The organism is Pandoraea terrae (assembly GCF_902459695.1).
GTDB lineage: Bacteria > Pseudomonadota > Gammaproteobacteria > Burkholderiales > Burkholderiaceae > Pandoraea > Pandoraea terrae.
In genome coordinates this window covers 36,592-62,247 of sequence record NZ_CABPRZ010000007.1, presented here as the reverse complement: position 1 = coordinate 62,247, position 25,656 = coordinate 36,592, and the positions used below count along the sequence as shown (strand labels likewise).

The 25,656-nt window shown below is 62.2% G+C and carries 28 protein-coding genes and 1 pseudogene; 8 read left to right on the top strand and 21 right to left on the bottom strand.

What is annotated here, in order from left to right; genetic code table 11:
* Positions 1 to 60: 60 nt before the first annotated feature.
* Entirely contained in the window at positions 61 to 819 is a 759-nt protein-coding gene (locus PTE30175_RS10035) for an SDR family NAD(P)-dependent oxidoreductase (protein WP_150696926.1), read from the top strand.
* A 28-nt stretch (positions 820 to 847) separates the two neighbouring features.
* Here the strand turns inward: PTE30175_RS10035 and PTE30175_RS10030 are convergent, their stop codons facing one another.
* From PTE30175_RS10030 to PTE30175_RS10010, 5 genes are all read right to left on the bottom strand, one after another.
* Positions 848 to 1,708 carry a DMT family transporter gene (locus PTE30175_RS10030; RefSeq protein ID WP_150696925.1) on the bottom strand — a complete coding sequence of 287 codons (861 nt, stop codon included), beginning with the start codon at positions 1,706 to 1,708 and terminating at the stop codon, positions 848 to 850.
* Positions 1,705 to 2,175 carry an Lrp/AsnC family transcriptional regulator gene (locus PTE30175_RS10025; protein ID WP_150696924.1) on the bottom strand — a complete coding sequence of 157 codons (471 nt, stop codon included), beginning with the start codon at positions 2,173 to 2,175 and terminating at the stop codon, positions 1,705 to 1,707. The genes PTE30175_RS10030 and PTE30175_RS10025 overlap by 4 nt, the downstream gene beginning before the upstream one ends.
* Positions 2,176 to 2,329: 154 nt before the next feature.
* Positions 2,330 to 2,920 carry a DUF1439 domain-containing protein gene (locus tag PTE30175_RS10020; protein WP_150696923.1) on the bottom strand — a complete coding sequence of 197 codons (591 nt, stop codon included), beginning with the start codon at positions 2,918 to 2,920 and terminating at the stop codon, positions 2,330 to 2,332.
* 100 nt (positions 2,921 to 3,020) lie between these two features.
* Positions 3,021 to 3,233: a SlyX family protein gene (locus PTE30175_RS10015; protein ID WP_150696922.1), complete on the bottom strand. Its 213-nt coding sequence runs from the start codon at positions 3,231 to 3,233 to the stop codon at positions 3,021 to 3,023.
* 58 nt (positions 3,234 to 3,291) lie between these two features.
* A complete protein-coding gene (locus PTE30175_RS10010; protein ID WP_150696921.1) occupies positions 3,292 to 3,756 on the bottom strand; it encodes an Lrp/AsnC family transcriptional regulator in 465 nt (154 codons plus the stop codon).
* Positions 3,757 to 4,090: 334 nt separating this feature from the next.
* Here PTE30175_RS10010 and PTE30175_RS10005 point away from each other — a divergent pair, with 334 nt between their 5' ends.
* The 3 genes from PTE30175_RS10005 (at position 4,091) to PTE30175_RS09995 (ending at position 6,411) form a co-directional block, all read left to right on the top strand.
* Positions 4,091 to 4,720, top strand: a complete 630-nt coding sequence (locus tag PTE30175_RS10005; RefSeq protein WP_150697097.1) for a LysE family translocator — start codon at positions 4,091 to 4,093, stop codon at positions 4,718 to 4,720.
* 127 nt (positions 4,721 to 4,847) lie between these two features.
* The gene (locus tag PTE30175_RS10000) at positions 4,848 to 5,111 is read left to right on the top strand and encodes a helix-turn-helix domain-containing protein (RefSeq protein WP_150696920.1); all 264 of its coding nucleotides are present in this window, start codon (positions 4,848 to 4,850) and stop codon (positions 5,109 to 5,111) included.
* A complete protein-coding gene (locus tag PTE30175_RS09995; RefSeq protein WP_150696919.1) occupies positions 5,104 to 6,411 on the top strand; it encodes a type II toxin-antitoxin system HipA family toxin in 1,308 nt (435 codons plus the stop codon). The genes PTE30175_RS10000 and PTE30175_RS09995 overlap by 8 nt, the downstream gene beginning before the upstream one ends.
* Positions 6,412 to 6,468: 57 nt before the next feature.
* Here the strand turns inward: PTE30175_RS09995 and PTE30175_RS09990 are convergent, their stop codons facing one another.
* The 8 genes from PTE30175_RS09990 to PTE30175_RS09955 all read right to left on the bottom strand — a co-directional run bounded on the left by PTE30175_RS09990 (position 6,469) and on the right by PTE30175_RS09955 (position 15,518).
* Positions 6,469 to 6,837 (bottom strand): cytochrome o ubiquinol oxidase subunit IV, encoded by a 369-nt coding sequence (locus PTE30175_RS09990; RefSeq protein ID WP_150696918.1) that lies wholly within the window; start codon positions 6,835 to 6,837, stop codon positions 6,469 to 6,471.
* Complete coding sequence (locus PTE30175_RS09985; RefSeq protein WP_150696917.1) at positions 6,838 to 7,464, bottom strand: cytochrome o ubiquinol oxidase subunit III; 627 nt, start codon at positions 7,462 to 7,464, stop codon at positions 6,838 to 6,840.
* Positions 7,465 to 7,466: 2 nt separating this feature from the next.
* Entirely contained in the window at positions 7,467 to 9,440 is a 1,974-nt protein-coding gene (gene cyoB, locus PTE30175_RS09980; protein WP_150696916.1) for a cytochrome o ubiquinol oxidase subunit I, read from the bottom strand.
* Between the two features lie 3 nt (positions 9,441 to 9,443).
* Complete coding sequence (cyoA, locus tag PTE30175_RS09975; protein ID WP_150696915.1) at positions 9,444 to 10,484, bottom strand: ubiquinol oxidase subunit II; 1,041 nt, start codon at positions 10,482 to 10,484, stop codon at positions 9,444 to 9,446.
* Positions 10,485 to 10,928: 444 nt separating this feature from the next.
* Positions 10,929 to 12,704: a peptidoglycan D,D-transpeptidase FtsI family protein gene (locus PTE30175_RS09970; RefSeq protein ID WP_150696914.1), complete on the bottom strand. Its 1,776-nt coding sequence runs from the start codon at positions 12,702 to 12,704 to the stop codon at positions 10,929 to 10,931.
* Positions 12,705 to 12,839: 135 nt separating this feature from the next.
* A complete protein-coding gene (locus PTE30175_RS09965) occupies positions 12,840 to 13,613 on the bottom strand; it encodes a DUF3047 domain-containing protein (protein WP_150696913.1) in 774 nt (257 codons plus the stop codon).
* Positions 13,614 to 13,755: 142 nt separating this feature from the next.
* Positions 13,756 to 14,355, bottom strand: a complete 600-nt coding sequence (locus PTE30175_RS09960) for a DUF4276 family protein (protein WP_150696912.1) — start codon at positions 14,353 to 14,355, stop codon at positions 13,756 to 13,758.
* Positions 14,352 to 15,518 (bottom strand): AAA family ATPase, encoded by a 1,167-nt coding sequence (locus PTE30175_RS09955; RefSeq protein WP_150696911.1) that lies wholly within the window; start codon positions 15,516 to 15,518, stop codon positions 14,352 to 14,354. The genes PTE30175_RS09960 and PTE30175_RS09955 overlap by 4 nt, the downstream gene beginning before the upstream one ends.
* A gap of 395 nt (positions 15,519 to 15,913) precedes the next feature.
* On the opposite strand from PTE30175_RS09955, the gene PTE30175_RS09950 reads away from it, so the two are divergent.
* Entirely contained in the window at positions 15,914 to 16,258 is a 345-nt protein-coding gene (locus PTE30175_RS09950) for a DUF1484 family protein (RefSeq protein ID WP_150696910.1), read from the top strand.
* Between the two features lie 76 nt (positions 16,259 to 16,334).
* On the opposite strand, the pseudogene PTE30175_RS28585 reads toward PTE30175_RS09950, so the two are convergent.
* Positions 16,335 to 16,433 (bottom strand): annotated as a pseudogene (locus PTE30175_RS28585) (LysE family translocator); the annotation flags it as partial.
* A 188-nt stretch (positions 16,434 to 16,621) separates the two neighbouring features.
* Here PTE30175_RS28585 and PTE30175_RS09940 point away from each other — a divergent pair.
* Positions 16,622 to 16,858, top strand: coding sequence for a helix-turn-helix domain-containing transcriptional regulator (locus PTE30175_RS09940; protein ID WP_150696909.1), 237 nt, complete (start codon positions 16,622 to 16,624; stop codon positions 16,856 to 16,858).
* A gap of 35 nt (positions 16,859 to 16,893) precedes the next feature.
* Here the strand turns inward: PTE30175_RS09940 and PTE30175_RS09935 are convergent, their stop codons facing one another.
* Both PTE30175_RS09935 and PTE30175_RS09930 read right to left on the bottom strand, forming a co-directional pair.
* Entirely contained in the window at positions 16,894 to 17,424 is a 531-nt protein-coding gene (locus tag PTE30175_RS09935; RefSeq protein WP_150696908.1) for a chromate transporter, read from the bottom strand.
* Positions 17,421 to 18,026, bottom strand: a complete 606-nt coding sequence (locus PTE30175_RS09930) for a chromate transporter (RefSeq protein ID WP_150696907.1) — start codon at positions 18,024 to 18,026, stop codon at positions 17,421 to 17,423. The genes PTE30175_RS09935 and PTE30175_RS09930 overlap by 4 nt, the downstream gene beginning before the upstream one ends.
* 136 nt (positions 18,027 to 18,162) lie before the next feature.
* Between PTE30175_RS09930 and PTE30175_RS09925 the strand changes: the two genes are divergently transcribed.
* Positions 18,163 to 19,086 carry a LysR family transcriptional regulator gene (locus PTE30175_RS09925; RefSeq protein WP_150696906.1) on the top strand — a complete coding sequence of 308 codons (924 nt, stop codon included), beginning with the start codon at positions 18,163 to 18,165 and terminating at the stop codon, positions 19,084 to 19,086.
* 10 nt (positions 19,087 to 19,096) lie between these two features.
* On the opposite strand, the gene PTE30175_RS09920 is transcribed toward PTE30175_RS09925, so the two are convergent.
* Positions 19,097 to 19,702, bottom strand: coding sequence for a TlpA family protein disulfide reductase (locus PTE30175_RS09920; RefSeq protein ID WP_191628969.1), 606 nt, complete (start codon positions 19,700 to 19,702; stop codon positions 19,097 to 19,099).
* A gap of 158 nt (positions 19,703 to 19,860) precedes the next feature.
* On the opposite strand from PTE30175_RS09920, the gene selD reads away from it, so the two are divergent.
* A complete protein-coding gene (gene selD, locus PTE30175_RS09915; RefSeq protein WP_191628967.1) occupies positions 19,861 to 20,955 on the top strand; it encodes a selenide, water dikinase SelD in 1,095 nt (364 codons plus the stop codon).
* A 44-nt stretch (positions 20,956 to 20,999) separates the two neighbouring features.
* Here the strand turns inward: selD and PTE30175_RS09910 are convergent, their stop codons facing one another.
* From PTE30175_RS09910 to PTE30175_RS09895, 4 genes are all read right to left on the bottom strand, one after another.
* A complete protein-coding gene (locus tag PTE30175_RS09910) occupies positions 21,000 to 21,851 on the bottom strand; it encodes an alpha/beta fold hydrolase (RefSeq protein ID WP_150696904.1) in 852 nt (283 codons plus the stop codon).
* 45 nt (positions 21,852 to 21,896) lie between these two features.
* Entirely contained in the window at positions 21,897 to 23,450 is a 1,554-nt protein-coding gene (locus PTE30175_RS09905; protein ID WP_150696903.1) for a benzoate-CoA ligase family protein, read from the bottom strand.
* Positions 23,451 to 23,470: 20 nt separating this feature from the next.
* Positions 23,471 to 25,060 (bottom strand): 3,4-dehydroadipyl-CoA semialdehyde dehydrogenase, encoded by a 1,590-nt coding sequence (locus tag PTE30175_RS09900; protein WP_150696902.1) that lies wholly within the window; start codon positions 25,058 to 25,060, stop codon positions 23,471 to 23,473.
* A gap of 81 nt (positions 25,061 to 25,141) precedes the next feature.
* On the bottom strand, positions 25,142 to 25,612 hold the full coding sequence (locus PTE30175_RS09895; RefSeq protein WP_150696901.1) for a DUF4863 family protein: 471 nt from the start codon (positions 25,610 to 25,612) through the stop codon (positions 25,142 to 25,144).
* Between the last annotated feature and the right edge of the window lie 44 nt (positions 25,613 to 25,656).

Genomic DNA, 25,656 nt, shown 5'->3' with positions numbered 1-25,656 from the left:
TTCCGGATGTGCGGCTCTTTTTGAGACCTCGCGTCTTATCGGACCCTCAGGCGTTTTTCCATGACACGCAAAATCCTTCTCATTACCGGTGCAAGCCGCGGCTTGGGCAAGAACGCTGCGCTGGCCGCCGCGCGCAACGGTATCGACGTCATCCTGACGTACCGCAGCCAGCGCGCCGAAGCCGACGCCGTCGTGGCCGACATCGCGGCGTTGGGCGCGAAGGCCGCGGCGCTGCAACTCGATGTGGGCGACAGCGCCGCGTTTCCTGCCTTCGCCGATGCCGTGCGCGCCGTGTTGGCGCGCGAATGGCGGCGCGACGCGTTCGATTTCCTTGTCAACAACGCCGGCGTCGGTATTCACGCGAGCTTCGCCGAAACGAGCGAAGCGCAGTTCGACGAATTGATGCGCATCCATTTGAAGGGCCCGTTCTTCCTGACGCAGGCACTGTTGCCGTTGCTGGCCGACGGCGGGCGCATCATCAATCTGTCGAGCGGGCTCGCGCGTTTCTCGCTGCCGGGCTACGCGGCATACGCGACGATGAAGGGCGGGGTGGAGGTGCTCACGCGCTATCTTGCGAAGGAGCTCGGCGGACGCGGCATTGCGGTCAATACCGTGGCCCCGGGCGCCATCGCCACCGACTTCGGCGGCGGCGTGGTGCGCGACAATGCCGACATCAATCAGTTCGTCGCCGCGAATACGGCGCTGGGACGTGTCGGCATGCCGGACGACATCGGTGGCGTGATTGCCTCGCTGCTGTCCGACGACAACCGGTGGATCAACGCGCAGCGTATCGAGGCGTCGGGCGGGATGTTCCTGTAAGCGGATGCGCGGCGGCGTTTGCCAGGCATCAATGTGCACGGCGCTGGCCGCGGCGCAGACCCGACCACGCCACGGCGCCGACAATGCACGCGCCGCCGAGCCACATCTTGAGGGTCGGCGCGTGCCCGAACAGCAGCCATGCGAGAGCGATGGCATAGACCGGCTCGAGGGCGATCACGACCGCGGCCTGGCTGGCCTTGACGGCCTGCAACGCGTGAATGAACAAGGTATAGGCGAGCGCGGTGCAAAGCACGCCGAGGCAGGCGAGCCATCCCCATTGGGCCGCCGGCAGGTGCAGCGCTTCCCCGAACGAAAACGGCGCGAGCATGAGCGCGATGGCGAGAAACTGCCACCAGCTCGCATGCAGCGGTGACGCCCGGCTCGCCAGATAGCGGTTCGACAGGGTGATGACCGCGTAAATCATGCCTGACACCACGCCCCAGAGCAGCCCGACGGTCGCACCGTCCCGGACATCGAAGGTTGGCGTGACCAGCATCAGGCCTAGCGACACCAGCCCGATCACTGCCCATTCTCCGAGGGCCGGGCGTTCGCGTTTCACGGCCCATTCCAGCAGCGCGACGAAGGCGGGGAAGCAGGCAAAGCCGAGCGTGCCGATGGCCACGCCGCCCAGTTTCACAGCCATGAAGAAGGTAATCCAGTGGACGGCGAGCATCGCGCCGGCCAGGAGCAGTTTGCCGGCCTCGGCGGGCGTGAGATTACGCCATGGCGTGCCCGCGCCGAATATGCATATCAAGGTCAGCGCGGACCATGCAAAGATGCCGCGGCCGAACACGATCATCGTGCTCGAGGCCGCAATGCGTTCGCCGAACAGCGCGGATGCGCCGAACAGCAGTGCGGCGAGGTGCAGGGGGATGACGGCGCGCGTCAATCGCGTTCAGGCACGGGAACGGCCGTGGTGTAGCGCACTTGCTTGAGCGCAAAACTCGAGCGCACGCTGCGGATGCCGGGAATCCGGGTGAGTTCGTTCGAGATGAATGCTTCGTATGCGCCCATGTCGCTGACCAGCACGCGCAGCAGGAAATCGGAGTCACCCGACATCAGGTAACACTCCATGACCTGCGGCAGGGCGCAGACGGCATGTTCGAACGCGTCGAGTGCTTCGCGGCGCTGGTTTTCCAGCGTGACCTGGATGAAGACGTTGATATGCAGTCCGAGCCGGGCCGGGTCGAGCAGCGTGACACGCTGCCGGATGAAGCCGGCCATCTCGAGCGTCTTGACGCGCGCCAAACATGGCGACGGCGACAGATTCACGCGCGAAGCGAGTTCGACGTTGGTGAGGCGGGCATCGCTTTGCAGCTCCCGCAGAATCTTCAGATCAATTGCGTCGAGTTCCATACAACCCGCCGGCGGGCTCCGAGGCAGCGCCGGCCCTGTTCCATGACCGCGCGGATGGCGGCGTTGCCCGCAATACTAGCGTATCGCGGCCGTCAAAGGCGTGAGCGGCCCAATTTTAGGTGGGGCGTCTCACGGCGCCACGAATGCGCCGGTTTCAACGCTGCCTGACTTCGACCTTGAGACCGTCGGGCAGCACCGTGATCGCCCCCGGTTCGACTTCACGTCCGCCATAACGCAATTGTTCCGGCTTGAATTTGTAGATCGGGTATTGATTCAGGACCTGAGTGGCGACGACACCGCCGATCGCGTTCAACTGTTCGCCATATTCGGCGGGCATGCCATCGACGCGCACCCGCTCGACGTTGGGGTTGTCGAGCAGGACCGCTCTTTGTGCCGGGTCGTATTTGAGCGAACTCGAGATGGCCAGCGTGCCCTTGATGGGCACACCTTGCAGCAGCAAGTTGGCCATTTGCGCATCGACCTCGGTCGTGATGCGGTTCGTGGCCGGATCGAACAGGAGGTGCGGGTGCGTCAGCTCGACGCTGACGAGTTGTCCGTAACGCAATGTGGCAGGAAAGCGCTGGCCGACAGCGTGCTCCAGTTCCTGACGTGTCAGGGTGTATTCGCCGGTCCAGACGTTGTACGCCGCGAAGGCAGTGCCTGTGGCGGTAAGGGCAACAACGGCGGCGGATAACGAGGAAAAACGGGCGAGCCGGATGAGGACGCGGCGTCGGTCGATCTGCATGCGGGAAACTCCGGAGCGGCGGCGCGGGAAATCGGAAAGGGCCATCAGGACGCGCCGCCCATGATGCATGTGACCGGCCTGCGCGCGAATTCGTTCGATTTCAGTAATGCGGCGGAATTTCGTGGCGCGGGTCAGCGTCGGCGCCGGCGCCACCTGCGGATGCCCCTGATTGCACCTGCTGATACAGCGCCTGGAACTGCTTCTGCAGCAGTTCGATCTGTTGCTGTTGACGCGTGACAATCTCGTTGAGCGTATCGAGCAGGTCTTCCTGAAAGGCGACCTTGATCTCGAGTTCGGTGAGGCGGGATTCCATCGAAGTTCTCCATTCAAGCCCGCATTGTAGGGCATTGGCGCCTGAACGGGCCCGAGCGTCAGAGCAACGGCACACCTGCGTCCGGCTTGACTTCCCGCAATGACAACATCGATTCGATCGACGATACGCCGGGCAGCGCCCGCAGGACATCGCGTGTGAACGTGCCGTAGTCGTCGAGATCGCGCGCCACGATCGTCAGCAGATAATCCGCGCTGCCCGAAATGTTGTGACATGACACGATGCGGGGAATCGCCTGGATTTCCCGTTCGAAGCGCTCCGACAGCGCCCTGTCATGCACGGCGAAACGCACGTGGACGAAGGCCATCACGCCCAGGCCAAGTGCGCGCCGCGACAACGCCGCGCGATAGCCGCCAATATACCCATCGGCCTCGAGACGTTTGAGACGCCGCGCGCACGGCGTTTCAGACAACGCGACGCGTTCGGCGAGACGGGCGTTGGATATGCGCCCGTCCTGCTGCACGGTCGCCAGAATGGCGCGGTCGATGGCATCGAGATCGTTCATTGGAAACCCGCAACAAAAGGAAAGCCACTACAAAAAGGCACGGACAGCCGGCATTCCACCACGTCAGCGGCCAACAGGGAACCCCTTCCGCCAATGTCATTGTTGGCGTTGACGTTGCGTCTGGCGGGAGATTGCGTTTCCTTGGCAACGGGCGACATGTCTCCCATTGGGCAGTGACGCGTTTGGTCTGGTGGAAAACGCTGACAGAATTGCTTGGTAGAGGGGAATCCGCTCCATATGCACTTCTCGTTTGAAAACAACGCCAATTATCCCTCCAACATTGGCCGCATCATGTCGACATTCCGGTGATGCGTTTCAAGGTGGAGTGTCGATCATGGTTTCGCTGCAATTGCTGTCCATTTTCATTGGTGCTCTGGTGGTCGTCTATGCGCTGCCGGGGCCCGACATGGCGCTGGTAATGCAGACCAGCATGTCGCGCGGTGTGCGGCATGGACTGGCGACGGCGGGCGGACTTGCGCTCGCCCGCGCCGCGCACGTCACGTTATCGGCCTGCGGCGTCGCTGCTTTGCTGCGCACGTCGCCATGGCTGTTTGAGGCGGTGCGCATTGGCGGTGCGCTGTATTTGGCGTACGTCGCCGTTCAAATTTTCCGTTCACCGAATTTCGGCATCGCGGCAGTCAGTGCCTCGGGCGATGCGCCGTCCCCGTTGCGTCGAGCGGTGGGGCGCGGCGCACTTTCCAGTTTGACGAACCCTAAGGCGCTGCTGTTCTGCTCGGTGTTGCTGCCGCAGTTTGTCCATCCGGATGCGGGGCCCGTGTGGTCTCAGGTGTTGGAACTGGGCGTAGTGCTGGTGGCGGTTGGCTTGGTGTTCGACGTGACGCTCGCCGTCGGCGCAGCGCGTATCGCCCGCTGGCTGAGCGCGCGGCCGGTCGCACAGAAGGTGCAGCGCTGGTCATTCTCGGCGGCGTTGCTGGCCTTCGCGGTGCGGCTGTCTATGGATTAAGGGGTTATGTGGTCTGAGCGGGCCAACGCTAGGGCGAATCTCTCCCGGTTCGTCGAAACACTTCTCTGCTTGAAATAATTGTTATATTTAACTAACATTTCCGGAAAGTACATGGAAAATGTTGGCTATGAATAACATATTTCAGGCCTCTCTGACGGCTGCCGACTTCGGGGAAGCGTTTCGCAATGAACGTCGGAAGCTCAAGAAATCGCAAGCCTGGGTTGCCGAGCAGGCGGGTATCCGAAGGGAGACCGTGGTGCAGTTGGAGCAGGGGCAGAATGTGGGTCTGCATGTCATCATGCGCGCCCTTGGCGCGATCGGCAAGGGACTCATGATCGCCTCCGATCGGCCCGACTATGACATGGTGAGGAAGATGATCCGCGATGAGTAATGGAAAGATCAAGGGGTTGCAGGTGAGCACGCCCCAGGGCGAATCGGGGCGGCTCGTCAAGGAATCTCGCTTCTCGTTCAATTACACGACGGATGACCGTTCGAGCGAGGTATCGCTGCTGATGCCCATCCGAGCCGAGAGCTACGCGGGGTCAGTCCTTCCGTCAGTCTTCGCGATGAATCGCCCCGAGGGCTACCTGCTCGACAAAATTCGTGAACGTTTCGGGAAGCACTTCGATTTGGATGACATGCGTCTGCTGGCGATCACGGGCCAAAACCAAATCGGGCGTCTTCGATATAGCGAACCGGGCACAGCGGGCGAGCAGAGGGGGGCTGAAGTCGGTCTATCGACCTTGCTTAATTCAAAAGCGAGCGAGGGGCTATTCGATTACCTGGTTGACGTCTACCTGCAATCGGGCATATCCGGATTTCAGCCGAAAATCATGATTCCCGACGCGGACAAGGTCTCGGCTTCTTCAAGCGTCCTCGGCGGTGGGGGCACGGCATCGTGGGAAACTGCACCGTTGGCGGAAAAGTCGACTGCCGTTACCCCGGACCTGATTGTGAAGTCGGCGGGGGAAGACTACGCCTTCCTGGCTCAGAACGAGTACCTGTGCATGTCGGCCGCAAAGCAGGCCGGAATTACGGTCCCGGACTTCTGGCTATCGGAGGACGGCTCTCTTTTTGTCATGCGTCGCTTTGACCTGGAGGGGCCGGAGCGTAAGCAGCTCGGCTTCGAGGACATGGCTGTTCTGACGACACGCACCGCGGAGCAAAAATACCACGGCTCGTACGAGGAGGTCGCAAAGATGATCGGCGCGTACTGTAAGGAGAATCGGGTAGAGAGCCAGGCCAGATTCTTCGAGTACGTGGCGCTTTCGGTAATGACTCGGAATGGTGACGCGCATCTCAAGAATTTCGGCCTGCTCTATGAGTTCCCGAATGGTGCGCCGCCGCGACTTGCGCCGCTTTTCGATGTTGTCACGACTACCGTCTATCCAATTCGCGATCCACAATCAGGACGAATGTTGACGGATCGGGAGCTTGCGCTAAATCTCCATAAGAAGAAGGACTATCCCACGCGAAAGAACCTCGTGCAGTTCGGGCGAAATGTGTGCGGAGTGCCCAAGCCTGAAGTGGTGCTGGACCGCATTGAGGCCGCAATGCGCGACGTATTGAAATCCGAGGCTCGCCGGATTGACTCAGGCTTCCTCCAGACGATCAAGTCGGAGTGGGAGGGGGGATGCTCCGCAGTCGCCGCGCCCAGGATTTTTGCGGCGCATCCTCGCAAAGCACCATGAAAAAAAGCGCGGGCCAAATCGGCACCGCGCTTTTTTTTTATCCCCGGAGGGCGGGCATTACATCCCGATCATCATCAACGCGTTGGCGTTGTGCATGATCCAGATCGAGCCAATGATGACGATCGCCACGACCAGGACCGTGAACGAAAAGGCCATCACATTCCAGCGCTGTTCCGACGAGCGGTCCATGTGCAGGAAGTAGACCAGGTGCACGATGATCTGCACCAGCGCCATGCCCAGGATGATCAGCAGGATCGTGGGCTTCGGCAGGCTGCCGTCCATGACCAGCTTGAACGGGATGACGGTGAGGATCACCGCCAGCACGAAACCGATCAGGTACGACTTCACCGTGCCGTGGCTGCCGCCCGCGGCGTTGTGGCCGTGCGCGTCATGGCCATGGGCATGCAGGGTTTTGCTGTTGTCCATTTACATCGCTCCAATCAGATACACGACCGTGAACACCGCAATCCAGACCACGTCCAAAAAGTGCCAGAACAGCGACAGGCAGTTCAGGCGGGTCGTGTTGGTGGCGGTAAGGCCCTTCTTGCTGACCTGATACATCAGCACGGCCATCCACAGCAGGCCCGAGAAGACGTGCAGGCCGTGCGTGCCGACGAGCGTGAAGAACGACGACAGGAATGCGCTGCGGTTCGGACCCGCGCCTTCCAGGATCAGGTGATGGAATTCATACACTTCCATGCAGATGAACGCGGCGCCCAGCAGGAACGTCACCGCCAGCCAGCCCATGACCTGGCGCTTCTTCCCGTTGTGCAGACCCACCATGGCGAAGCCGTAGGTGATCGACGAAAACAGCAGGATGAAGGTTTCGACCAGGACGAACTTCAGTTCGAACAGTTCCTGTCCTGTCGGACCGCCCGCCGTCGCATTGCGCAGCACCGCGAACGTGGCGAACAGGCCGGCGAACAGCACCAGGTCGGTCATCAGGTACACCCAGAAACCGAAGATCGTGTTGCCCCCGGTGTCGTGGTGCTCGTGCTCGTGCGCATGCGCGTCGGCGTGCGCGGCAGAATGTTTCAAAACGTCGCTCGTCATGATTAAGCCTGGGTCGCGATGCGTTGGTAATGCGCCGACTCGGTAGCGACCACTTCCTTGCTCGGGACGTAGTAGTCGATCGAATCGTCGTTGCTGCGGCAGATGAACGTCACGATCATGCCGACGAAGCCCACGATGGCCAGCCACCAGATGTGCCAGATCATCGCGAAGCCGAATGCCAGCGAGAACGCGCTGATGATGAAGCCGGCGCCGGTGTTCTTCGGCATGTGGATCGGCGCGTAGTCCGTCTGCAGATCGCCCTTGATGCCGTGTTCCTTGCGGTAAGCCAGCTCGTCGATGTCATGCACGTGCGGGATCACTGCGAAGTTGTAGTTCGCGGGCGGCGACGAGGTCATCCACTCCAGCGTACGGCCGTTCCACGGGTCGCCCGTCACATCCTTGAGCTTCTCGCGGTTCTTGATCGAGATGACCAGTTGCAGCACCTGGAAACCGATACCGGCGGCGATGAACAGCGCGCCCACCCACGCAACAATCAGGTACGGTTGCCACAGCGGGTTGTCGTAATGGTTCAGGCGGCGCGTCATGCCCATGAAGCCGAGGATGTACAGCGGCACGAACGCCAGGTAGAAGCCGATCAGCCAGCACCAGAAGCTGGCCTTGCCGGTGCGCTCGTCGAGCTTGAAGCCGAACGCCTTCGGGAACCAGTAGTTCATGCCGGCGACGTAGCCGAACAGCACACCGCCGATGATCACGTTGTGGAAGTGCGCAATCAGGAACAGCGAGTTGTGGAGCACAAAGTCGGCGCCCGGCACGGCCAGCAGCACGCCGGTCATGCCGCCGATCACGAACGTGACCATGAAGCCGAGCGTCCACAGGACCGGGGTGGTCATCTGCACGCGGCCACGGAACATCGTGAACAGCCAGTTGAAGATCTTCACGCCCGTCGGGATCGAGATGATCATCGTTGCGATGCCGAAGAAGGCATTCACGCTGGCGCCGGAGCCCATCGTGAAGAAGTGGTGCGCCCACACGAGGAACGACAGCACCATGATCGCCGCCGTGGCGTAGACCATGCCCTTGTAGCCGAACAGCTTCTTGCCCGAGTACGTGGCGATGATTTCCGAGAAAATGCCGAACGCCGGCAGAATCAGGATGTACACCTCCGGGTGGCCCCAGATCCAGATGAGGTTGACGTACATCATCGGATTGCCGCCCAGATCATTCGTGAAGAAATGGAAGTCCAGGTAGCGGTCGAGCGAGAGCAGGCCCAGCGTGACGGTCAGCACCGGGAACGCGGCGCAAACCAGCACCATCGTGCACAGCGACGTCCATGTGAACACCGGCATCTTCATCAGGTTCATGCCCGGGGCGCGCATCTTCAGGATCGTGACCACGAAGTTCACGCCTGTGAGCAATGTCCCCAACCCCGATATCTGCAAGGCCCAGATGTAATAGTCGACCCCCACGCCCGGGCTGTACTGGATGCCCGACAGCGGCGGATAGGCCAGCCAGCCGGTCTTCGCGAACTCACCGACGCCGAGCGAGATGTTGATCAGCGCCGCGCCCGCCACGAACAGCCAGAACGACAGCGTGTTCAGGAACGGGAACGCCACGTCGCGCGCACCGATCTGCAGGGGCACGACGAGGTTGACCAGCCCGGTCATGAACGGCATGGCCATGAAGAAAATCATGATCACGCCGTGGGCGGTAAAGATCTGGTCGTAGTGTTCCGGCGGCAGGAAGCCGGCGGAGTTGTGGGCCACGGCCAGTTGGGAGCGCATCATGATCGCGTCGGCGAAGCCGCGCAGCAGCATCACGAGCGCGACGAGAATGTACATCACGCCGATCTTCTTGTGATCGACGGACGTGATCCATTCGTTCCACAGGTACTTCCACTTCCCGAAATAGGTCAGGAGGGCGATCAGGCCCAACCCGCCCAGCACCATTGCGCCCACGGCGCCGACGATGATCGGCTCGTGGTACGGAATGGCTTCAAGTGTCAACTTGCCAAACATCGATTACTCCTTCGAATGCGCGTGCGCGGCCATGCCGGCGTGCGTCATGTGTCCGGTCCCGTCCATGGCCATCGTCATGGCCTGGCCCGCCTTGGCCGACGGCGCACTCGGCGCATCTGCCTTGCTGTCCTTCTGCATGTTCATGCCGTCGTGGGACATCCCCTCGTGCGACATGCCTTCATGCTTTGCGTCCGCCGTGCCCGACATCATCGGCGCGTGCAGGATCGACGTGTACAGGTACGGATCCACCGAGCTGTAGTACGTGACCGGCTCGTCTTCGCTGGGCGCGACGAGGGTCTGGTACACACCCTTGTCCAGATGCTTGCTCGACTCGCGCACCTTCGCCACCCATTGCTGGAAGTCGTTGTCCGACATCGCCAGGGTCTTGAAACGCATGCCCGAGAAGCCGCCGCCGCTGTAGTTCGCCGAGATGCCGTCGTACGTGCCGGCTTCATTGGCGATCAGGTGCAGCTTGGTTTCCATGCCGGCCATCGAGTAGACCTGGCTGCCCAACTGCGGAATGAAGAACGAATTCATGATCGATTCCGACGTGATCTTGAAATTCACGGGGGTATCGACCGGAATGGCGAGCTGGTTGACCGTTGCGATCTTCAGGTCCGGGTAGATGAACAGCCATTTCCAGTTCATCGACACGACTTCAACCGTGATCGGCTTGGTCTCGTGCGCGAGCGGCTTGTACGGATCGAGCTCATGCGTCGAGGTCCAGGTGATCTTGGCCAGGATCGCAATGATGATGATCGGAATCACCCAGATGACCAGTTCAATCGCGGTCGAGTGGGACCATTTCGGCTCGTAGCGTGCCGACTTGTTGGACGCGCGATACTTCCACGCGAAAAACAACGTCAAAAAGATGACCGGAATCACCACGATCAACATCAGCCACGTGGCCGTGAGGATCAGGGATTTCGTCTCTTCACCGATCATCCCCTTCGGGTTGAGCACGGCCATGTCGCAGCCGGCGAGGAGAAGCGGTGAGCACAAGGCCAGGAGCCTGAGCAATCGCGGGTTTCTGTGTTTCTTCATGTCACGACAGAGTTGAGTTGGCCAAACTGCGGGCACAACACGGGCTTACCGGCCTGATGCAGGGTGCAGGAGGTTGGCAAGGGTTAGCTACGGACGAGAGCGCCGTCGCCGCGCCGGTTTTGCACCGGACGAACTACGGCAACGCGCGGGTCATCGCGAGGATACGATCCGCAGGCCCGACGGCCCACGTCTCTCACGGTCCGGCATTATGCCGAAGTTTAATTGCCTTAGAAACGCGGGGACGGACGGCGCGACAATGTGTCGCAACGCTCACGCGCGTATGCGCGCGGCTTTTTTCAGGGAGATCGGGGCAAGATTCACTGAAAATGCAGTGCAATGCAGCATTTCAGGAAATTGCCCAATTTCAAAGGTGCGACGATGTGTCGCACTTGAATTTGCTGTGTCGCAGCGAGCTTGCACCGGGGTGGTGCAAGCCTGAAGGGGTCAGCCGTGCGAGCTGTCGATTGGCGGTGCCTCGGTGGGCGCTGCGATCACGACGCCGGGCCGGACCGGCAGATCGGGCCGGATGCCGAGCAGCGGTAGCGCCTGCGAGGCGATTTCCGCGAAGGCGGGGCCCGCGGCCTGACCGCCGAAGTGCTGCGAGGCTTTCGGTTCATCGATGGAGACGGCGATGACGAGCCGGGGCGCCGACAGCGGCGCGATGCCAACGAACGACGCCCGGTACTTGCCGCGCTCGTAGCCGTGCGGACCCGCCTTGTAGGCCGTGCCGGTCTTGCCGCCGATGCTGTAGCCGGCCACTTGCGCCGTTTGCGCGGTACCGCCCGCGTCGACCACGGCGGCAAGCATCTGCCGGACTTCCTGCGCGGTACGGGCGTCGATCACGCGCACGCCCTGGGCAGGCGGTCCGTCGTTCTTGATGATCGAGACGGGCACAAGCACGCCGTCGTTCGCGAAGATCGTGTAGGCGCGCGCCAGTTGGAACAGCGATGCGGAGACGCCGTAGCCGTAGGCCATCGTGGCCTGTTCGATGCGCCGCCACGACTTGAACGGCCGCAAACGGCCGGAGACCGCACCGGGGAAGCCGAGTTTCGGCGGCTGGCCGAGGCCGATTTCGGTGAACATGTCCCACATTTCTTCTGCGCGGAGCATCGTCGAGATTTTCGTCATGCCGATATTGCTCGACTTCTGGATCACGCCGGCGGCCGTGAGCACGCCGTTGGCGCTGTCGTCGGTGATCGTTGAACCTTCAAAGGAGAAGCGGCCTGGGCCGGTATCGATCAGCGTGGTTGGCGTAACGCGGTGCAGATCGAGCGCCAGCGCCATCGTGAAGGGCTTGAGAATCGAACCGGGCTCGAACACGTCGGTCAGCGCGCGGTTGCGCAATTGTTCGCCTGTGAGGTGGGCGCGGTCGTTCGGGTTGTAGGTCGGCAGATTGGCGAGCGCGAGTACCTGGCCGCTCCTGGCGTCGAGCACCACGGCCGTCGCGGCGTGCGCGCCGGTGCGCTCGACGGCGTTCTTCAGCGCCTCGTAGGCGATGTACTGCACGCGGGTATCGAGTGTGAGACGGATATTCTTGCCGTCGCGCGGCGGCATGGAATCGTCGAGATCCTGAATGGTATGGCCGATCCGGTCCTTGATCACGCGGTGCACACCGGATGTGCCTTCGAGCGCGGGCTCCTCGCCAAGTTCCATGCCTTCCTGGCCGCGATCCTCGACGTTGGTGAATCCGACGACATGCGCCGCAACTTCCCCTTCCGGATAGAAGCGCTTGAACTCGTTGCTCTCGTACACGCCGGGGATGCCGAGCGCCTCGATCTGTTTGCCGACTTCCGGGGAAACCTGCCGCTTGATGTAGACGAACTTGCGTTCGCCCGCGAGTTTGCTTTGCAACTCCTTCGCGGGCATGTCGAGCAACTTGCCGGCCTGCGCGATGTCGCTGGCCGGCAGGTCGTCGGGCACTTCCGCCGGAACGGCCCAGATGGTGCGCATCGGCAGGCTCGTGGCAAGCACGCGTCCGTCGCGGTCTTCTATCTTGCCGCGTACTGCGGGCATCGCGATGGTGTGTTCGTAGCGTTTTTCACCCTGCGCGAGGTAGAAGCTGTTGCCGGGGCCGGCGATCCAGAACGCGCGCGCGGTGAGGCCGAGGAATGCGCCGGTGATCATGATGACCACCAGTTTGGAGCGCCACATGGGCATGCGCGTCTGCAAGACGGGGCTGGCGGAAAACGTGACGTCCTTGGGATGGCGTTTCTTCTGCATGAGGGCGGCTGTCGCGAAGGGGCTGAAATGTCGCAGTCTGATGGCGAGATAGCCTATCACGCGGGCTGTCCCGGTAAAAGGTGGAACAACGCGAAAACCGTCGTCATACTGCGTGTTGGCGCATGCTTCGCGTCGTCAGCGCGCCGGGAGAAAACGAATGTCGCCGTACCACGCATGTGCGCTGGCATGCGTGTTGTCGCTGTCCGTGAAGATGCCGTAGGCGATCAGCTTGCCCGGCTTTTCGTGGTAAATGCGCTCGTAGTCGGCGGCCAGGTTGCGTGAGAACGACTGCCATTTGCCGAGTGAGGCGTCTCCGCCGGCGACGACCAGCATCTGGACGCGGTCGGTGTGCGGATTCTCGATGACCTCGCCCGGGCCGCCCGAGTTGGACCAGATGTACATGAGCGTCGCGTAGGGCAGGTCTTCTCCGCCGACCTTGGCGAGACTCATGGCCGCGCGATCGCCAAAGGGCAGCTTGGACTTGTCGCCGTCGAAGAAGAACACGATGCGCCCGGGGGCATCTTCCTTTGACGCGACGCGATTGTCCGCGCCGGGAATCGCCCGGTCGACCTTCCAGCGCCAACTCACCATTGGCGTGGCCAACACGTCGATGCCGTCGCCGTTGTGCATGAGTGCTGAGGCGGAGTCGGCCGAAGTGGCTTCGACGACATTGCGCTGGCCGTCCGCGACGACCACGTACTGCGTGAGCTTCTTGTCCTTGACCACGGGCAGGTTCTGCCAGCCGGCGGGCAGGGCGGCACCAGCAGGGGCTTGCGAGAAGAGCGGGGTGTCGGGCCCGGCAGCAACGGCCGCGCCAGCGAGGCCGAGACTGGCCCACAGGCAGGCGGCGGCAACGATCAAGGCGTAACGCCGATGTGGGGTACGGCCGGTGCGCAGGTCTCGGGGCATGGTGGGCGGCCTTCGGAGCGTCGTTCGACGGGCTCCTTATTGTACTCAGTGTTTGTCGTAAGGGATCGGAACGGGCGGCCACGGGCGAAACGCCTGGGCCGAATCCGGACAGGGGATATCCGGTACCTAACTTGGTAAGACGTTAAGTAATCGAGTCGATTGTCGTGAGTCGCGTCAACGCACTATTCAGACTTTTAGACACCTTTCTCGCGGCATGGGCGCACCACCGCTCTGCCACGTATTGACCAAGCAGAGCGTTATAACCCGGGCCGATGGAAATTGTGGGGCGTCGAGGGACGATGCCTTCGCGAATCTCCCGTCGGGCTCGACGGGCTGCATTGACAAGGGCCGCCTTCGGATCAACGACTTCATCAGGTGAGTTAGGAATATGTTTGGGGTGAATGCCCAAAAATTCAGCGATGGATGTTTTGTCGGCGAGTAGCCAACTTTCGATTTCGTGTACCGCTACGCGTAACGAAAAGTGCTGAGGTGCTGCGCGAGGCACCCACTCGCGTACGAGCGATATCGGGCAAGGCTTGTTGTCGAGATCCGTAATGACGAGGAAAGGAATGGCGTGAGACGCTTCAATGAAATTGCCGATCCTCTTCTTCATGTTGCCCGCACCGGCGGTAACTATAGATCGGTCGACAATCAGGTTGTTGCAAACCGACGTCACCATCTTTTTTCCGACAGCATCGCTCAGGGCGTCTTCCGTGACGAGAATGATTCCTTGCTTCGTCATTTGAATAGATTCAGTTGTGACAACTTGGTGATCGGCCTGGTTTTCGGAAGAAAGACTTCTGCGGGCGTCATGCCGGCCTTGATCATGGCAACATCGGCCTTGGAGTGGACCGGAATCGTCGTGCCATTAGTGCCAGGCTCCAGCAGAAGAATTTCTTCCGGTGCGATGCCCGACTCACTCAGCATGGAGCGGCTATGCGTCGTGACGAACACTTGGCGCTTGTGTTTTGCCACGCGTTGCATCTTCCAGATCAATGTGGGAATCTGATCAACAATTTCTTCATTCAGTGACAGTTCAGGTTCTTCGAGAAGAAGGGTTGTGTCGCCATCCAAAAGCATCCACATGATGGCCAGAAGACGCAGGGTTCCGTCGGAGAATTGATCCTCTCGCTGCCATCCGGCATCGGGGCGCCAATGCTCGTAGAGAGCCTGCAAGTGTGGCTTGCCGCGCTCCTCTTCGTACTTCAGATCGCGCATTTGAGGGACGCAGATGCGCAGCGCATCCTCAATCTTGGCGAGGCGCGCATCTCGCGTTCGCTTAGGCGTATTCGCAATGCGATCCAGGAGCGCCTGCCCGAACGGATCTTCGTCGAGTTTGGTAATTGTGACTTGGTCAGGATAACGCAGTAATTGTGGTATCAGATGAAGATACGTCACGGACGATAGAAACTGAACAATTTCGCGAAACTCCATGTTCGTATTGATCTGTTCCAAACTTGTTTGCGTTAGCCGTTCTTGATCAACATTGTCATAGCGGTCAGGGCGGTTGAGTACGGTTGCTTCTTTTCCGTTTTCGTCTCGCTTGATGACGGTCTCTTTGCTGATCATGACGCGCTGTCGTCCCTTGCCTTCGCTTTTGAAACCTAGCGTGTACGTCCAAGCGGCAGGCCCGTCGCTTGAGTTTGCGATATCAATCTCAATAAGTATTTCTGGGTCCCGTCGTGCTGAGAGACATCGAAGTTTCGTAACTCCGCTTCTGTCTGCGACAGCCTTCTGCAATCCGCCGCCCTCAGCCTTTGCCAGGTCGCGTAGAAATCGAAACACATCCAGCAGATTCGATTTGCCGGACGCGTTGGGCCCAAGAATGAAAACACGCTCGCCCAATTTGACTTCGATGTCCCTGAAGTTTTTCCAATTCTTGAGTTTCAGACGCGAGATGATCATGAGTCGGCTAGGAGGTCGTAATGAAAGGACGCGGGGGCATTTGACGCTCAGAGTCTACACCAGCCCGAAATGCGCACCAATGGCAAGTGCCGATATCTTGCCCCGAAGGTGCTAAAGTTCGGATTCGTCTGATAGCAGCGTCGAACGAAGTGTTCCACAATGGTCTCCACTTGCCGAGTGATCGGTAAGCGGGTTTGACAGCCCGGAACTTGGTAGCGCGAAATGCGTGTCGGCTCGGGGAAGCGTTGTGGTATTCGGCGGCTTTCATCGGGCGGGCCTAGGCTGGGACACCTTAGGGTGTGCCGGTGACCAAGTCCGGTCTGTCAACCCGACCTTGTGCCCGCCCACCCAATTGACAGTGGGGAGGCGGTATAGACCTGCGACTTGGAGGCTTTATGTTCGATTTTTCTCATTCTGGTTACGCTTCGCATTCAGTATTATTGCGCCAAGCTGAATTGCTCAGCGAGGTGGGGCTCCGCATTGGTGCCGCGATCTCGCCATCTGATGAAGCGATTGATGCACTTCTAGCGCGCCTTTCCGAAATCACTGATACCGTCAGCGAGAAGGTGGCCAGCGCTAATGATGACTTACTGCAAGTGGCAGACGCGGTAGATGTGCTGCTTGAACTTATGGATAATGCACCGGACGCGGTGGTGTCGAACGGGAAGTTGCACACTCTGATCGCGCCATTGAAGGGGCGCCTCGATGCGGTATCGCGTGACATCGGCTTGTTAGTTTGAAAGCTGATGATCGATAGCGATCACTAATGTGTGGCGGATCGATTACCCGTGATCCGCCACTTCCATGACCGTCGAGTTATCGCTGCTGCATCGCGACGCGTGGGTCGAGTCCGATGAAAATTGTGCCAATGATCTTGCCCTGCCAGCGTATGAGCCAACGCAGCCGGCTGACGATACTGCCGGGCGTGCGGGGTCGGGGATCAGAAACAGGCCACGCACCACCGTAATGAACGTGGCCAGCGTGGTCCATGTCGCCCGTGATCGGGCCGGGTAGCCACGGGCGAATGGCCACCGCTCGCTGAGCAGTCGGGCGCCATCGTATCCACACACCGTGCGCTGATTTTCTGACTTCGGACGCCGCCGATTTCGGAAGCCTCCGATCAGGCGGAGTTGCTCGTCGCGCTTCGTCAAATGACGCGCGCGTTCGGCGGCGTCCAGGCGGTGGCAGCACAGGCACAACTGAATCCCACGCAGTTGTATCGTACACTCTCGCCCAAAGGCAATCCCGGACTCAGCAGTCTGTCGGCGATTCTCAAGGCAATGGGCTTGCGCCTGTCCGTGCAACCGATCGAGCGGCTGGAAACGTCAGGCGTGGCCTGACACGATACCCCGTCCCGGGTCGCGTTTGCCTGCACCTACAAGAGTCCGCCGCCAATCAGCCCGGCGAGACTCCCCCCGGCGAGCAGCCACAGCGGGTGGACGCGCGTCTTGAGCGCTAGCGCGGCCACTGCGGCGGTGATGCCGCCGAGCCACCATGTCGTGACCGACGCCTCGGTGATCAGCGCCGCGCTAGCCGTCACCAGCCCGGCCGTCATCGGCATCAGCCCCGTCTGCACGATGCGCCGCCACGGGCGGTCCTTGAAGCGCTCCCAAAGATGCACCACGCCGACGGTGATCAGCGACGACGGGCCGAACTTCGCGATCGACGTGACCAACATGCCCTGCCAGCCGGCGACCTGCCAGCCGACGAGCGTCACGACCATCATGTTCGGTCCGGGTGCGGCTTGGCCCAAGGCAAACAGTGCACTGAAGTTCTCGGCCGTCATCCAGTGATGCACGTCAACAACCTGCCGCTGCATTTCCGGCAGGATCGTATTTCCGCCCCCGAAGGCGAGCACGGAGAGCTGCGAGAAAATCAGCGCGAGCGAAACAAGCGTCTCGGTCATCGCGAAATCCTCCAGGTGACGTAGATGCTGATCGGCGTCATGACCAGCATGGTGAGCACCAGCGGCACGCGCAGGAACGCAATCGCGACGAAGCAGATAAACGCCACGCCGGCCAGCGCGAGCGACTTGCGCAACGGCCATGCGATCTTGGCGGCCAACTGGATCAACAGGCCGGCCGCCGCCGCCGCCATCCCTGCGAAAAGGTGCCGGATATGCGGATCGTGCTGAAAGTGCTGATAGACCACGCCGAGCGAAACGACCACAGCCGACGGTACGGCGATCAGTCCCAGGATCGACGCCAGCGCGCCGCGCCAGCCCCGGAACCGCATGCCCAACGCCACGGACAGATTGATGATGTTGCCGCCGGGCAGAAATTGGCACAGGCCAAGCAGGTCGGTGAACTCCGCGCCGGTGAGCCAGCGGTGGCGCTCGACAATCATGCGCCGCGCCAACGGCAGCGCGCCGCCGAAGGCCGTCATGCCCAGCCCGAGAAAGCCGAGGAAGAGTTCACGTGACGTGGGCGCGGGCGCCGTCGCGGCATCGTGCACGGTCGCCGGTGCGGCCGATGCCGCCGGGGGGGATTCATTGGAGAGGGACGTCATCGCTTGCCTTGCTTTGCCTTGCGCCGTCGGCCTCGACATCTCAGCCTGACAGCGGCGCGGGCATATGCAGGAAGCGTACGCCGCAGCCGTCATATTGTCTAATATATGAATGTGATACGACTCATATTGGATTTGTATGGCAAATATCGACGTACGGCTGCTGAAGTACTTCATCGCGGTCGCGGAAACCGGGCATTTGACCCACGCGGCAGAACGCCTGGGCATCGCGCAGCCGCCGTTGTCGCAGCAGATCCGTCAGTTGGAAACCCAGCTCGGCGTGTCGTTGTTCCGCCGCTTGCCTCGCGGCATGGCATTGACGGACGCGGGGGACGCCTTTCTGTCCGACGCCCGCGCGATCGTGATGCGGCTGGATCGGGCCATCGACGACGTGCGGCTCGTCGGCTTGGGGCAGCGCGGCCGATTGACGGTCGGTTTCACGAGCTCCGCCGCGTTGCATCCGTTCGTGCCGATGGTCATTCGCGCATTCCGGCAGGAGACGCCTGCCGTGGCCTTGCTGCTCGAAGAGGCCGACACGAGCGAGTTGCTCGACGGGTTGCTTGCGGAACGTCTCGATGCGGCGTTCATCCGCCATCCGCTGGGTGATGTCGCGGGCATCGCGACGGCGCCCGTGCTCGTCGAACCGATGGTGCTCGCGGTGCCGAAGCGTCACCGTCTGGCGCGCGGGCGCGGGCGCGTTGCCCTGTCGGAACTGGCGAACGAGGCCATGATTCTTTACCGGCGGCGTTCGGGCCAAGGGCTCTACGATGCCATCATTGCCGCCTGCCATGGCGCAGGATTCAGCCCGAATATCGAGCAGGAGGCACCGCGTCTGCTGTCTACGCTGAGTCTGGTGGCAGCGGAGTTGGGTGTGTCGATCGTGCCGGCGTCGCTCATGCGCATGAAGGTCGACGGCATCGTCTATCGTCACCTGCAGCCGGATACCGCGCCCGTCGCGCCATTGCATCTTGCGTATCGCGAGGGCGAGCGTTCCGGCGCGGCGCTACGGTTGCTCGCGCACGTGCGGGCGACGGTGGCGCAAACATCCGATCGCGTCGCATGACACGATCGGATCAGGCGGACGTGCCGTCGGCCGGCGTTGATGCGAGCAACGCTTCGATGTGTCCGTGCAGTCCGGCGTCCCGCCAGTCGAGTTCGCCGAGCTTCCAGAAACGGGCATTGCCGTTTCGGTCAACAAGATACGTGGTCGGCAGCCCGATCGCCCCCCAGCGCTTGACCGCGTCGCCGTCGCGATCGAGCAGGATGGTGCCGTCGACGGGGACCTTCGCCAGGAAGGGCTTGATCGTCGCGAGGGATTCCTTGACGTTGACGGCCAGGAGTGTGAGGCCGCGCGCGGCGTATTGCCGGGCTACGGCGCTCATTGCGGGCATTTCACTGCGGCATGGCCCGCACCACGTCGCCCAGAAATTGATAAGCACCACGCGTCCCCGCCATTCGCTCAACTGTCTGGGCTGACCCAGCAGATCCTGAAGCGCCAGCGCCGGCGTGGCGCCTCGCCACGTAGAGAGTGCGCCGAACGATGCGCCAGCGAGCGCGCCGTCGTCGACTTCTGCGGGCCCCGCGGCAACGGCAGGCGTGATCGGCGTGATTGGCGAAAAGGGTGTTGCCGCCGCCAGCGAGCCGACGGCCAGGGTGTTCAGAAAACGGCGCCGTTGCATGGCGGCCCCCCTTTTTGCATTCGAGACAGAAAGCTTGCCCATCATATCGCGAGTTTTGGCACACTGTGGGTAGCAGCCAACTCGCACCGGGTTGGCGTTTTCCATTGCTTCGCGGGCGTGTCGGTCGATGCACCTGCCTTGATTGTCAAGACCAGAAAATGACGGTTACCGAAACATCCCGGGGTACGCCTCCTGCGGCGGCCCAGGCGCCGGGCGCACTGCCGCGCTTGACGTCGTTGTCCCACGGCGGCGGTTGCGGCTGCAAGATCGCACCGGGCGTGCTTACGGAGTTGCTGCAGCGCAATGTGCCGCCTGCGATGCCGGCGGCGCTGCTTGTCGGTACGGAAACGTCTGATGACGCCGCGGTATACCAACTCAACGACGAGCAGGCGATCATCGCCACGACCGACTTCTTCATGCCGATCGTCGACGATCCCTACGACTTCGGCCGAATCGCTGCCACCAATGCACTGTCGGATGTGTATGCGATGGGCGGCAAACCGATTTTCGCACTGGCTATCGTCGGCATGCCGATCAACGTGCTCCCGCCGGAGACGATCCGAGAGATCCTGCGTGGGGGCGAAGCCATCTGCGCAGAGGCGGGGATTCCGATCGCAGGCGGGCACAGCATCGATTCCGTCGAGCCCATCTACGGGTTGGCGGCGCTGGGCGTGGTGCATCCGAAACGTGTGAAGCGCAATTCCGAGGCCATCGCGGGCGACGTGCTCGTGCTTGGCAAGCCGTTGGGCGTGGGCGTCATGTCGGCCGCGTTGAAGAAGAACGTGCTCGACGCCGCGGGGTATCGGCGCATGATCGAGGCAACAACGCGTCTGAACCGCGTGGGACCTGCGCTGGCAGCGTTGCCGGGCGTACACGCCCTGACGGACGTGACGGGCTTCGGCCTGCTGGGGCACACGCTGGAGATGTGCCGTGGCGCGAATCTGGCCGCGTATGTGCGCATGTCCGACGTGCCGGTCTTCGACGGGGTGCGCGAACTGGCGGATGCCGGGTGCATTACCGGGGCGTCGGCGCGCAATTGGACGTCATACGGTCACGACGTCGTGTTGGGTGAACGCGTGACGGCGCGCGACCGCGCATTGCTGTGCGATCCGCAGACGTCGGGCGGCTTGTTGGTGTCGTGCGCGCCGGGCGCCGTTGACGACGTGTTGGCGGTGTTTCGCGCCGACGGCTTCGCCGAGGCGGCGATCGTGGGTGCGATGCGCCCGGGGGCGCCGGGCGTGCGGGTGATTTGAGCCAGGTGAGCAGCGGCCTGACCGGCCGCCGGGGCGCAATCCGCTTACGCCACCGACTGTGCCGGCAACGAGTTTTCGGATTGATCTGATTGGCCTGCGGGGCCGATAAACGCAACAATCGCAGCATTGAGTGCTTCAGGGGCATCCCGATGCGGCGAATGACCACAATCCGGCAGTTTCACGATCTGCGCGTGCGGCACGTGATCGGCAATGGCGTCCATCTGCGCCATCGTGCCGTATTCGTCGTTTTCCCCTTGCGCGGCCAGCAACGGCACGCCGATGCTGGCAACGGCGCCAACGATATTCCAGTGGCGGAATTCCGGGTTCAGCCAGATATCGTTCCACCCCCAAAAGGCCGAATCCACGTCGTCGTGGTAGCGCGCCAGCTTCGCCCGCAAGTCGGTTGTCTCATATACGGTTTTCGTCTTCGCAATACTTTCGACGGACACGTCCTCGACAAACAAATGCGGCGCGAGCACGACGGCACCCGTCAGCCGGTCCGGGAAGGCCGCCGCGAACAGCAGTGCGATCGAGCCGCCGTCGCTGTGGCCTACCAGCCAGACCGGGTGTGCCTCGTCATGCGCGACGCCCACGGCATCGAGAAACGCCGGCACCACTTCACGCGCCTGGCGATGCATGAAATCCACCGGCCATTTCCCGTGCGCGGGGCGCGGTGTCGAGCGTCCGTAGCCCGGCCGCGAAAACACGAGTCCCCGATAGCCGCCGGCGTCGCACACTTGCTGCGGCCAGTCTTTCCACATCGCAACGGACCCCAGACCCTCGTGAAGGAACACGAGCAGTGGGGCATTTTCGCGGTCCCGGTTGAGCCAGCGATATTCAATCGTCAGTGCCCCGGCGGAGGGCGTTTCAATCGCAGCGAACTGCACATCGGACATGCGTTTGTCTCCTTGGCGTCTTTGCCTGGTGCGCCACGGCGCTCGTTACAGCAAGCCGCGCAGCTTGAAGCGCTGCACCTTGCCGGTCGCCGTCTTCGGCAGATCGTCGACGAACACCAACTCGCGCGGATATTTGTGTGGGGCCAGGCGTGCCTTTACGAACGCCTTGAGTTCGGCCGACAGCGTTTCCGTGCCGGTCAGCCCCGGCTTGAGTACCACGAACGCCTGTGTCTTGGTAAGACCGTCTTCGGTCTTGCCGACCACGCCCGCCTCAAGCACGGCGTCGTGCTGCATCAGCACCATTTCCACCTCGATCGGGGAAACGTATTGGCCGCTGACCTTGAGCATATCGTCACTGCGACCCGCATACACGTAATACCCATTCGAAAGCCGCTGGTATTTGTCGCCGCTCTTGAGCCAGTCGCCCAGGAAGGTTGCACGCGATTTGTCGCGATTGCACCAGTACATCAGCGCCGCGCTCGGTCCCCTGATGTAGAGATCGCCGATCTCGCCATCGGGCACCGGGTGGCCGGATTCGTCACGCAGTTCCACTTCATATCCCGGCACCGGTTCACCGGTGGTGCCGTAGGCGACCGCGCCCGCCCGGTTCGACAGAAAGATGTGGAGCATCTCCGTCGAGCCGATACCGTCCAGAATCTCCGCGCCGAAATGCGCCGTGAAGCGCTCGCCGATTTCGCGCGGCAAGGCTTCGCCGGCAGATGTGCACAAACGCAACGCCACGTCGGCCCTCGCCGGCAAATGCGGCGAGGCGAGCAGGGTGGCGTAAAGTGTGGGCACGCCGTAAAAGATGGTCGGACGATGGCGCGTGAGCCGCTGTGCAACGGCTTCGGCCGTAGGGCGTTCCGCCATCAATACGACTGTCGCGCCGACCGACAACGGAAAGGTCAATCCGTTGCCCAGGCCGTAGGCAAAGAACAATTTCGCTGCGGAAAACACCACATCGTCTTCCCGAATCCCCAGGACATGCTTGCCATACGTCTGTGCGGTCCAATAGAGATTGGCGTGCGTATGCACCGTGCCCTTGGGCTTGCCGGTCGATCCGGACGAATACAGCCAGAAGGCGATGTCGTCGGCAGCCGTGTCCGCAGGCATCGTCGATGGTGCGGCATCGGTCAACGTGTCGAACGTCGCGGCATCGGCGGGGACATCGCCGAGCGGTTGCGAAATCACCAGCGGCGGCCCGTCAGGAACGTTGTCAAGCGCGGCCGTCACGGTTCCCGACAGCGCGCCCGACGCGATCACCAACTGTGCGTGGCTGTGGGTGATCATGTACGCGTAATCGTCGGCAGTCAGCAGCGTGTTAACCACGACCGGTACCACGCCCGCATACAGCGCGCCAAGAAATGCCACCGGCAGATCGACGCTGTCGAGCATCACCAGCAATATGCGCTCTTCACGGCGAATCCCGCGGCTCGGCAATGCGGCAGCAAAGCGGTGGCTACGTTCGGCAAGCTCGGCATAGGTGAGGCTGCGCGTGTCGTCAATGTAGGCGGTCTTGCCCGCGCGCTCGCGATTGAGTGCCTCGATATGCGCCGCGAAATTGAAGTTCGCCGGCGGTGGGGTGAGATGGACTTCCATATTGCCTCCGGGGGAGCCAGTCATTGCGGCATCTGTGTGCCGTTTTGTGTCAATGCTTCGAGCAAAGCCGCCGGGCCTTGCACCGCTGCGCGCTGGTGATACAAGCGCAACGCGCGCAGGCCACCGAGTTCTTCGCCGCCGCCCGCGCGGCCCGGGCCGCCATGCAGGGACATCGGCATCACGTTGCCGTGGCCGGTCTGCGTCTTTGCCACGCTCGGATCGATGGCGTGGACGCGGCCGTGCGCTTCGGCCAACGCGAGCGCGGGGCCGTGCATTGCCCCGGCGTCATTGCCGAACAACGAGGCCACGAGCGACCCCTGACCGCGTTTGGCCAATGCCAGCGCCTGTGGCAGATCGCGGTAGCCGATCAGGGTCGCGACGGGGCCGAACACTTCCGTATCGTGCACGCGCTGGCCGGCGGCGCCTTCCCGCAGCCCCAACAGCGTCGGCGCCACGCAGGCGCTGTCAGGGCCCGCGTCCACGAACACCGCGTCGGCGCCATCGAACAACACTTCCGCCTCGGCGCGCAGATGCGCGATGCCATCGATGACCGAGCGCTTTTGCGCCATGCTGACCAACGCACCCATCTTCACCGTCTCGTTGCGGGGATCGCCGACGACCACTTGCGCAAGCTTCGCAGAGATGGCGCTTGCCGCAGCGTCAAAGTATTCGGCGGGGACAAACGCACGACGAATCGCCGTGCACTTTTGCCCCGACTTGACCGTCATCTCCCGCACGACTTCGCGAACAAACTGCTCGAACGCGGGGGTATCGGGCGACGCATCGGGCATCAGCAGCGCACTGTTCAGGCTGTCGGCCTCAACGTTGAACCGGGCCGAGCGTTCCGTAAACGCGGGGTGACGCTTCAACGTCGCCGCCGTTTCGGCCGAACCGGTAAACGAGACGACATCGAACGCCCCGATACGGTCCAGCAAACCGTCCGCGCTTCCGCAGATCACCGACAGGGCGCCTGCAGGCAAGATGCCGGCGGCGACCACATCCGCCACCATTCGCTGCGTAAGCCATGCGGTGGCCGTGGCCGGCTTGACGATCACCGGCACGCCTGCGAGCAACGCGGGCGCTGCCTTCTCCCACAGTCCCCATGACGGAAAGTTGAAGGCATTGATGAAAAGTGCGACACCGGGTGTCGGACGAAACACGTGGCGCACGCCGAACGACGCGTCCTTCGCGAGTGGCACGGCGGGGCCGTCGAGCAACGTCATCGCGTCGCCCAAGGCGGCGCCTTGCTTTGCATAGAATCCAAGTGTGTAGATCGCGCCGTCGATATCGACGGCCGAGTCGTTGGTCGTCGTTCCGGAGTTGGCTTGCGCGATCGCGTAGTAATCGTCGCGGTGGGCCTGCAGTGTCGTGACAATCCTAAACAGGCAATCCGCACGTGCGCCGTACGAAAGCGCCCGCAGCGCCGGGCCCGCGGTGTCGCGCGCGAAAGCGAACGTGGCGTCGAGATCGAGACCGGCGCTCGACACGCGTGCGAGCGTGTCGCCGGTGACGGGGTCCTTCAGTTCGGTTGCGGGACCGTTGCCGGCGACCCAATGTCCGGCAACATGGTTTTCCAACAGGGGCGGGGCGTGATGCGGTATTGAAGTCATGACAGGCAACGCGAAGAAGAGGAACGGAGCGGCCGGCGCCCTGCGGCGCCGGCCGGGGCACGGCGCCGCAGGGCACCGTCCTTATGACGTGCGCGTGAATTCGATGGCGCCGTCGGGCAACAGGTACAGGACCAACGCGCGGCCGTGGCTGACCGTCGGCCGGTGCGCCGTGCCGGGGCCATAGACGCACCAGCCGGCCCGGTGTCCATCGAAGCGCGCGTCCGGTGTCAGCGGCATGATCAGATCGATCTCACCGTTCGGATGCACGTGATGCGGGCCGGCCAGGTCGGCCATCTCGACCACGTCGACGGAAAAGCCGTGGGTGTCGGCCGTCGCCTTGAGAACGCGGCCATACTTGATGCCGCCGGCTTCGCGGTTGCACAGCCAGCCATCGGCGACGCCCGTGCGGCACGCATCGAACAGTGCCGCGAAAACGGGGCCGTCGGCCGGGAATTGGGTGCGCAGCCATGCGGCCATTGCGTCGTCGAGCGGGCGTCCGGCCAGTTGGCGAGTGACCGAAGCGATCAGCGCCTGGAATTGATTCACATCCATCCAATGTCTCCTGGGGATGAGGGGGGCAAGCGCCGGTTTGCTTT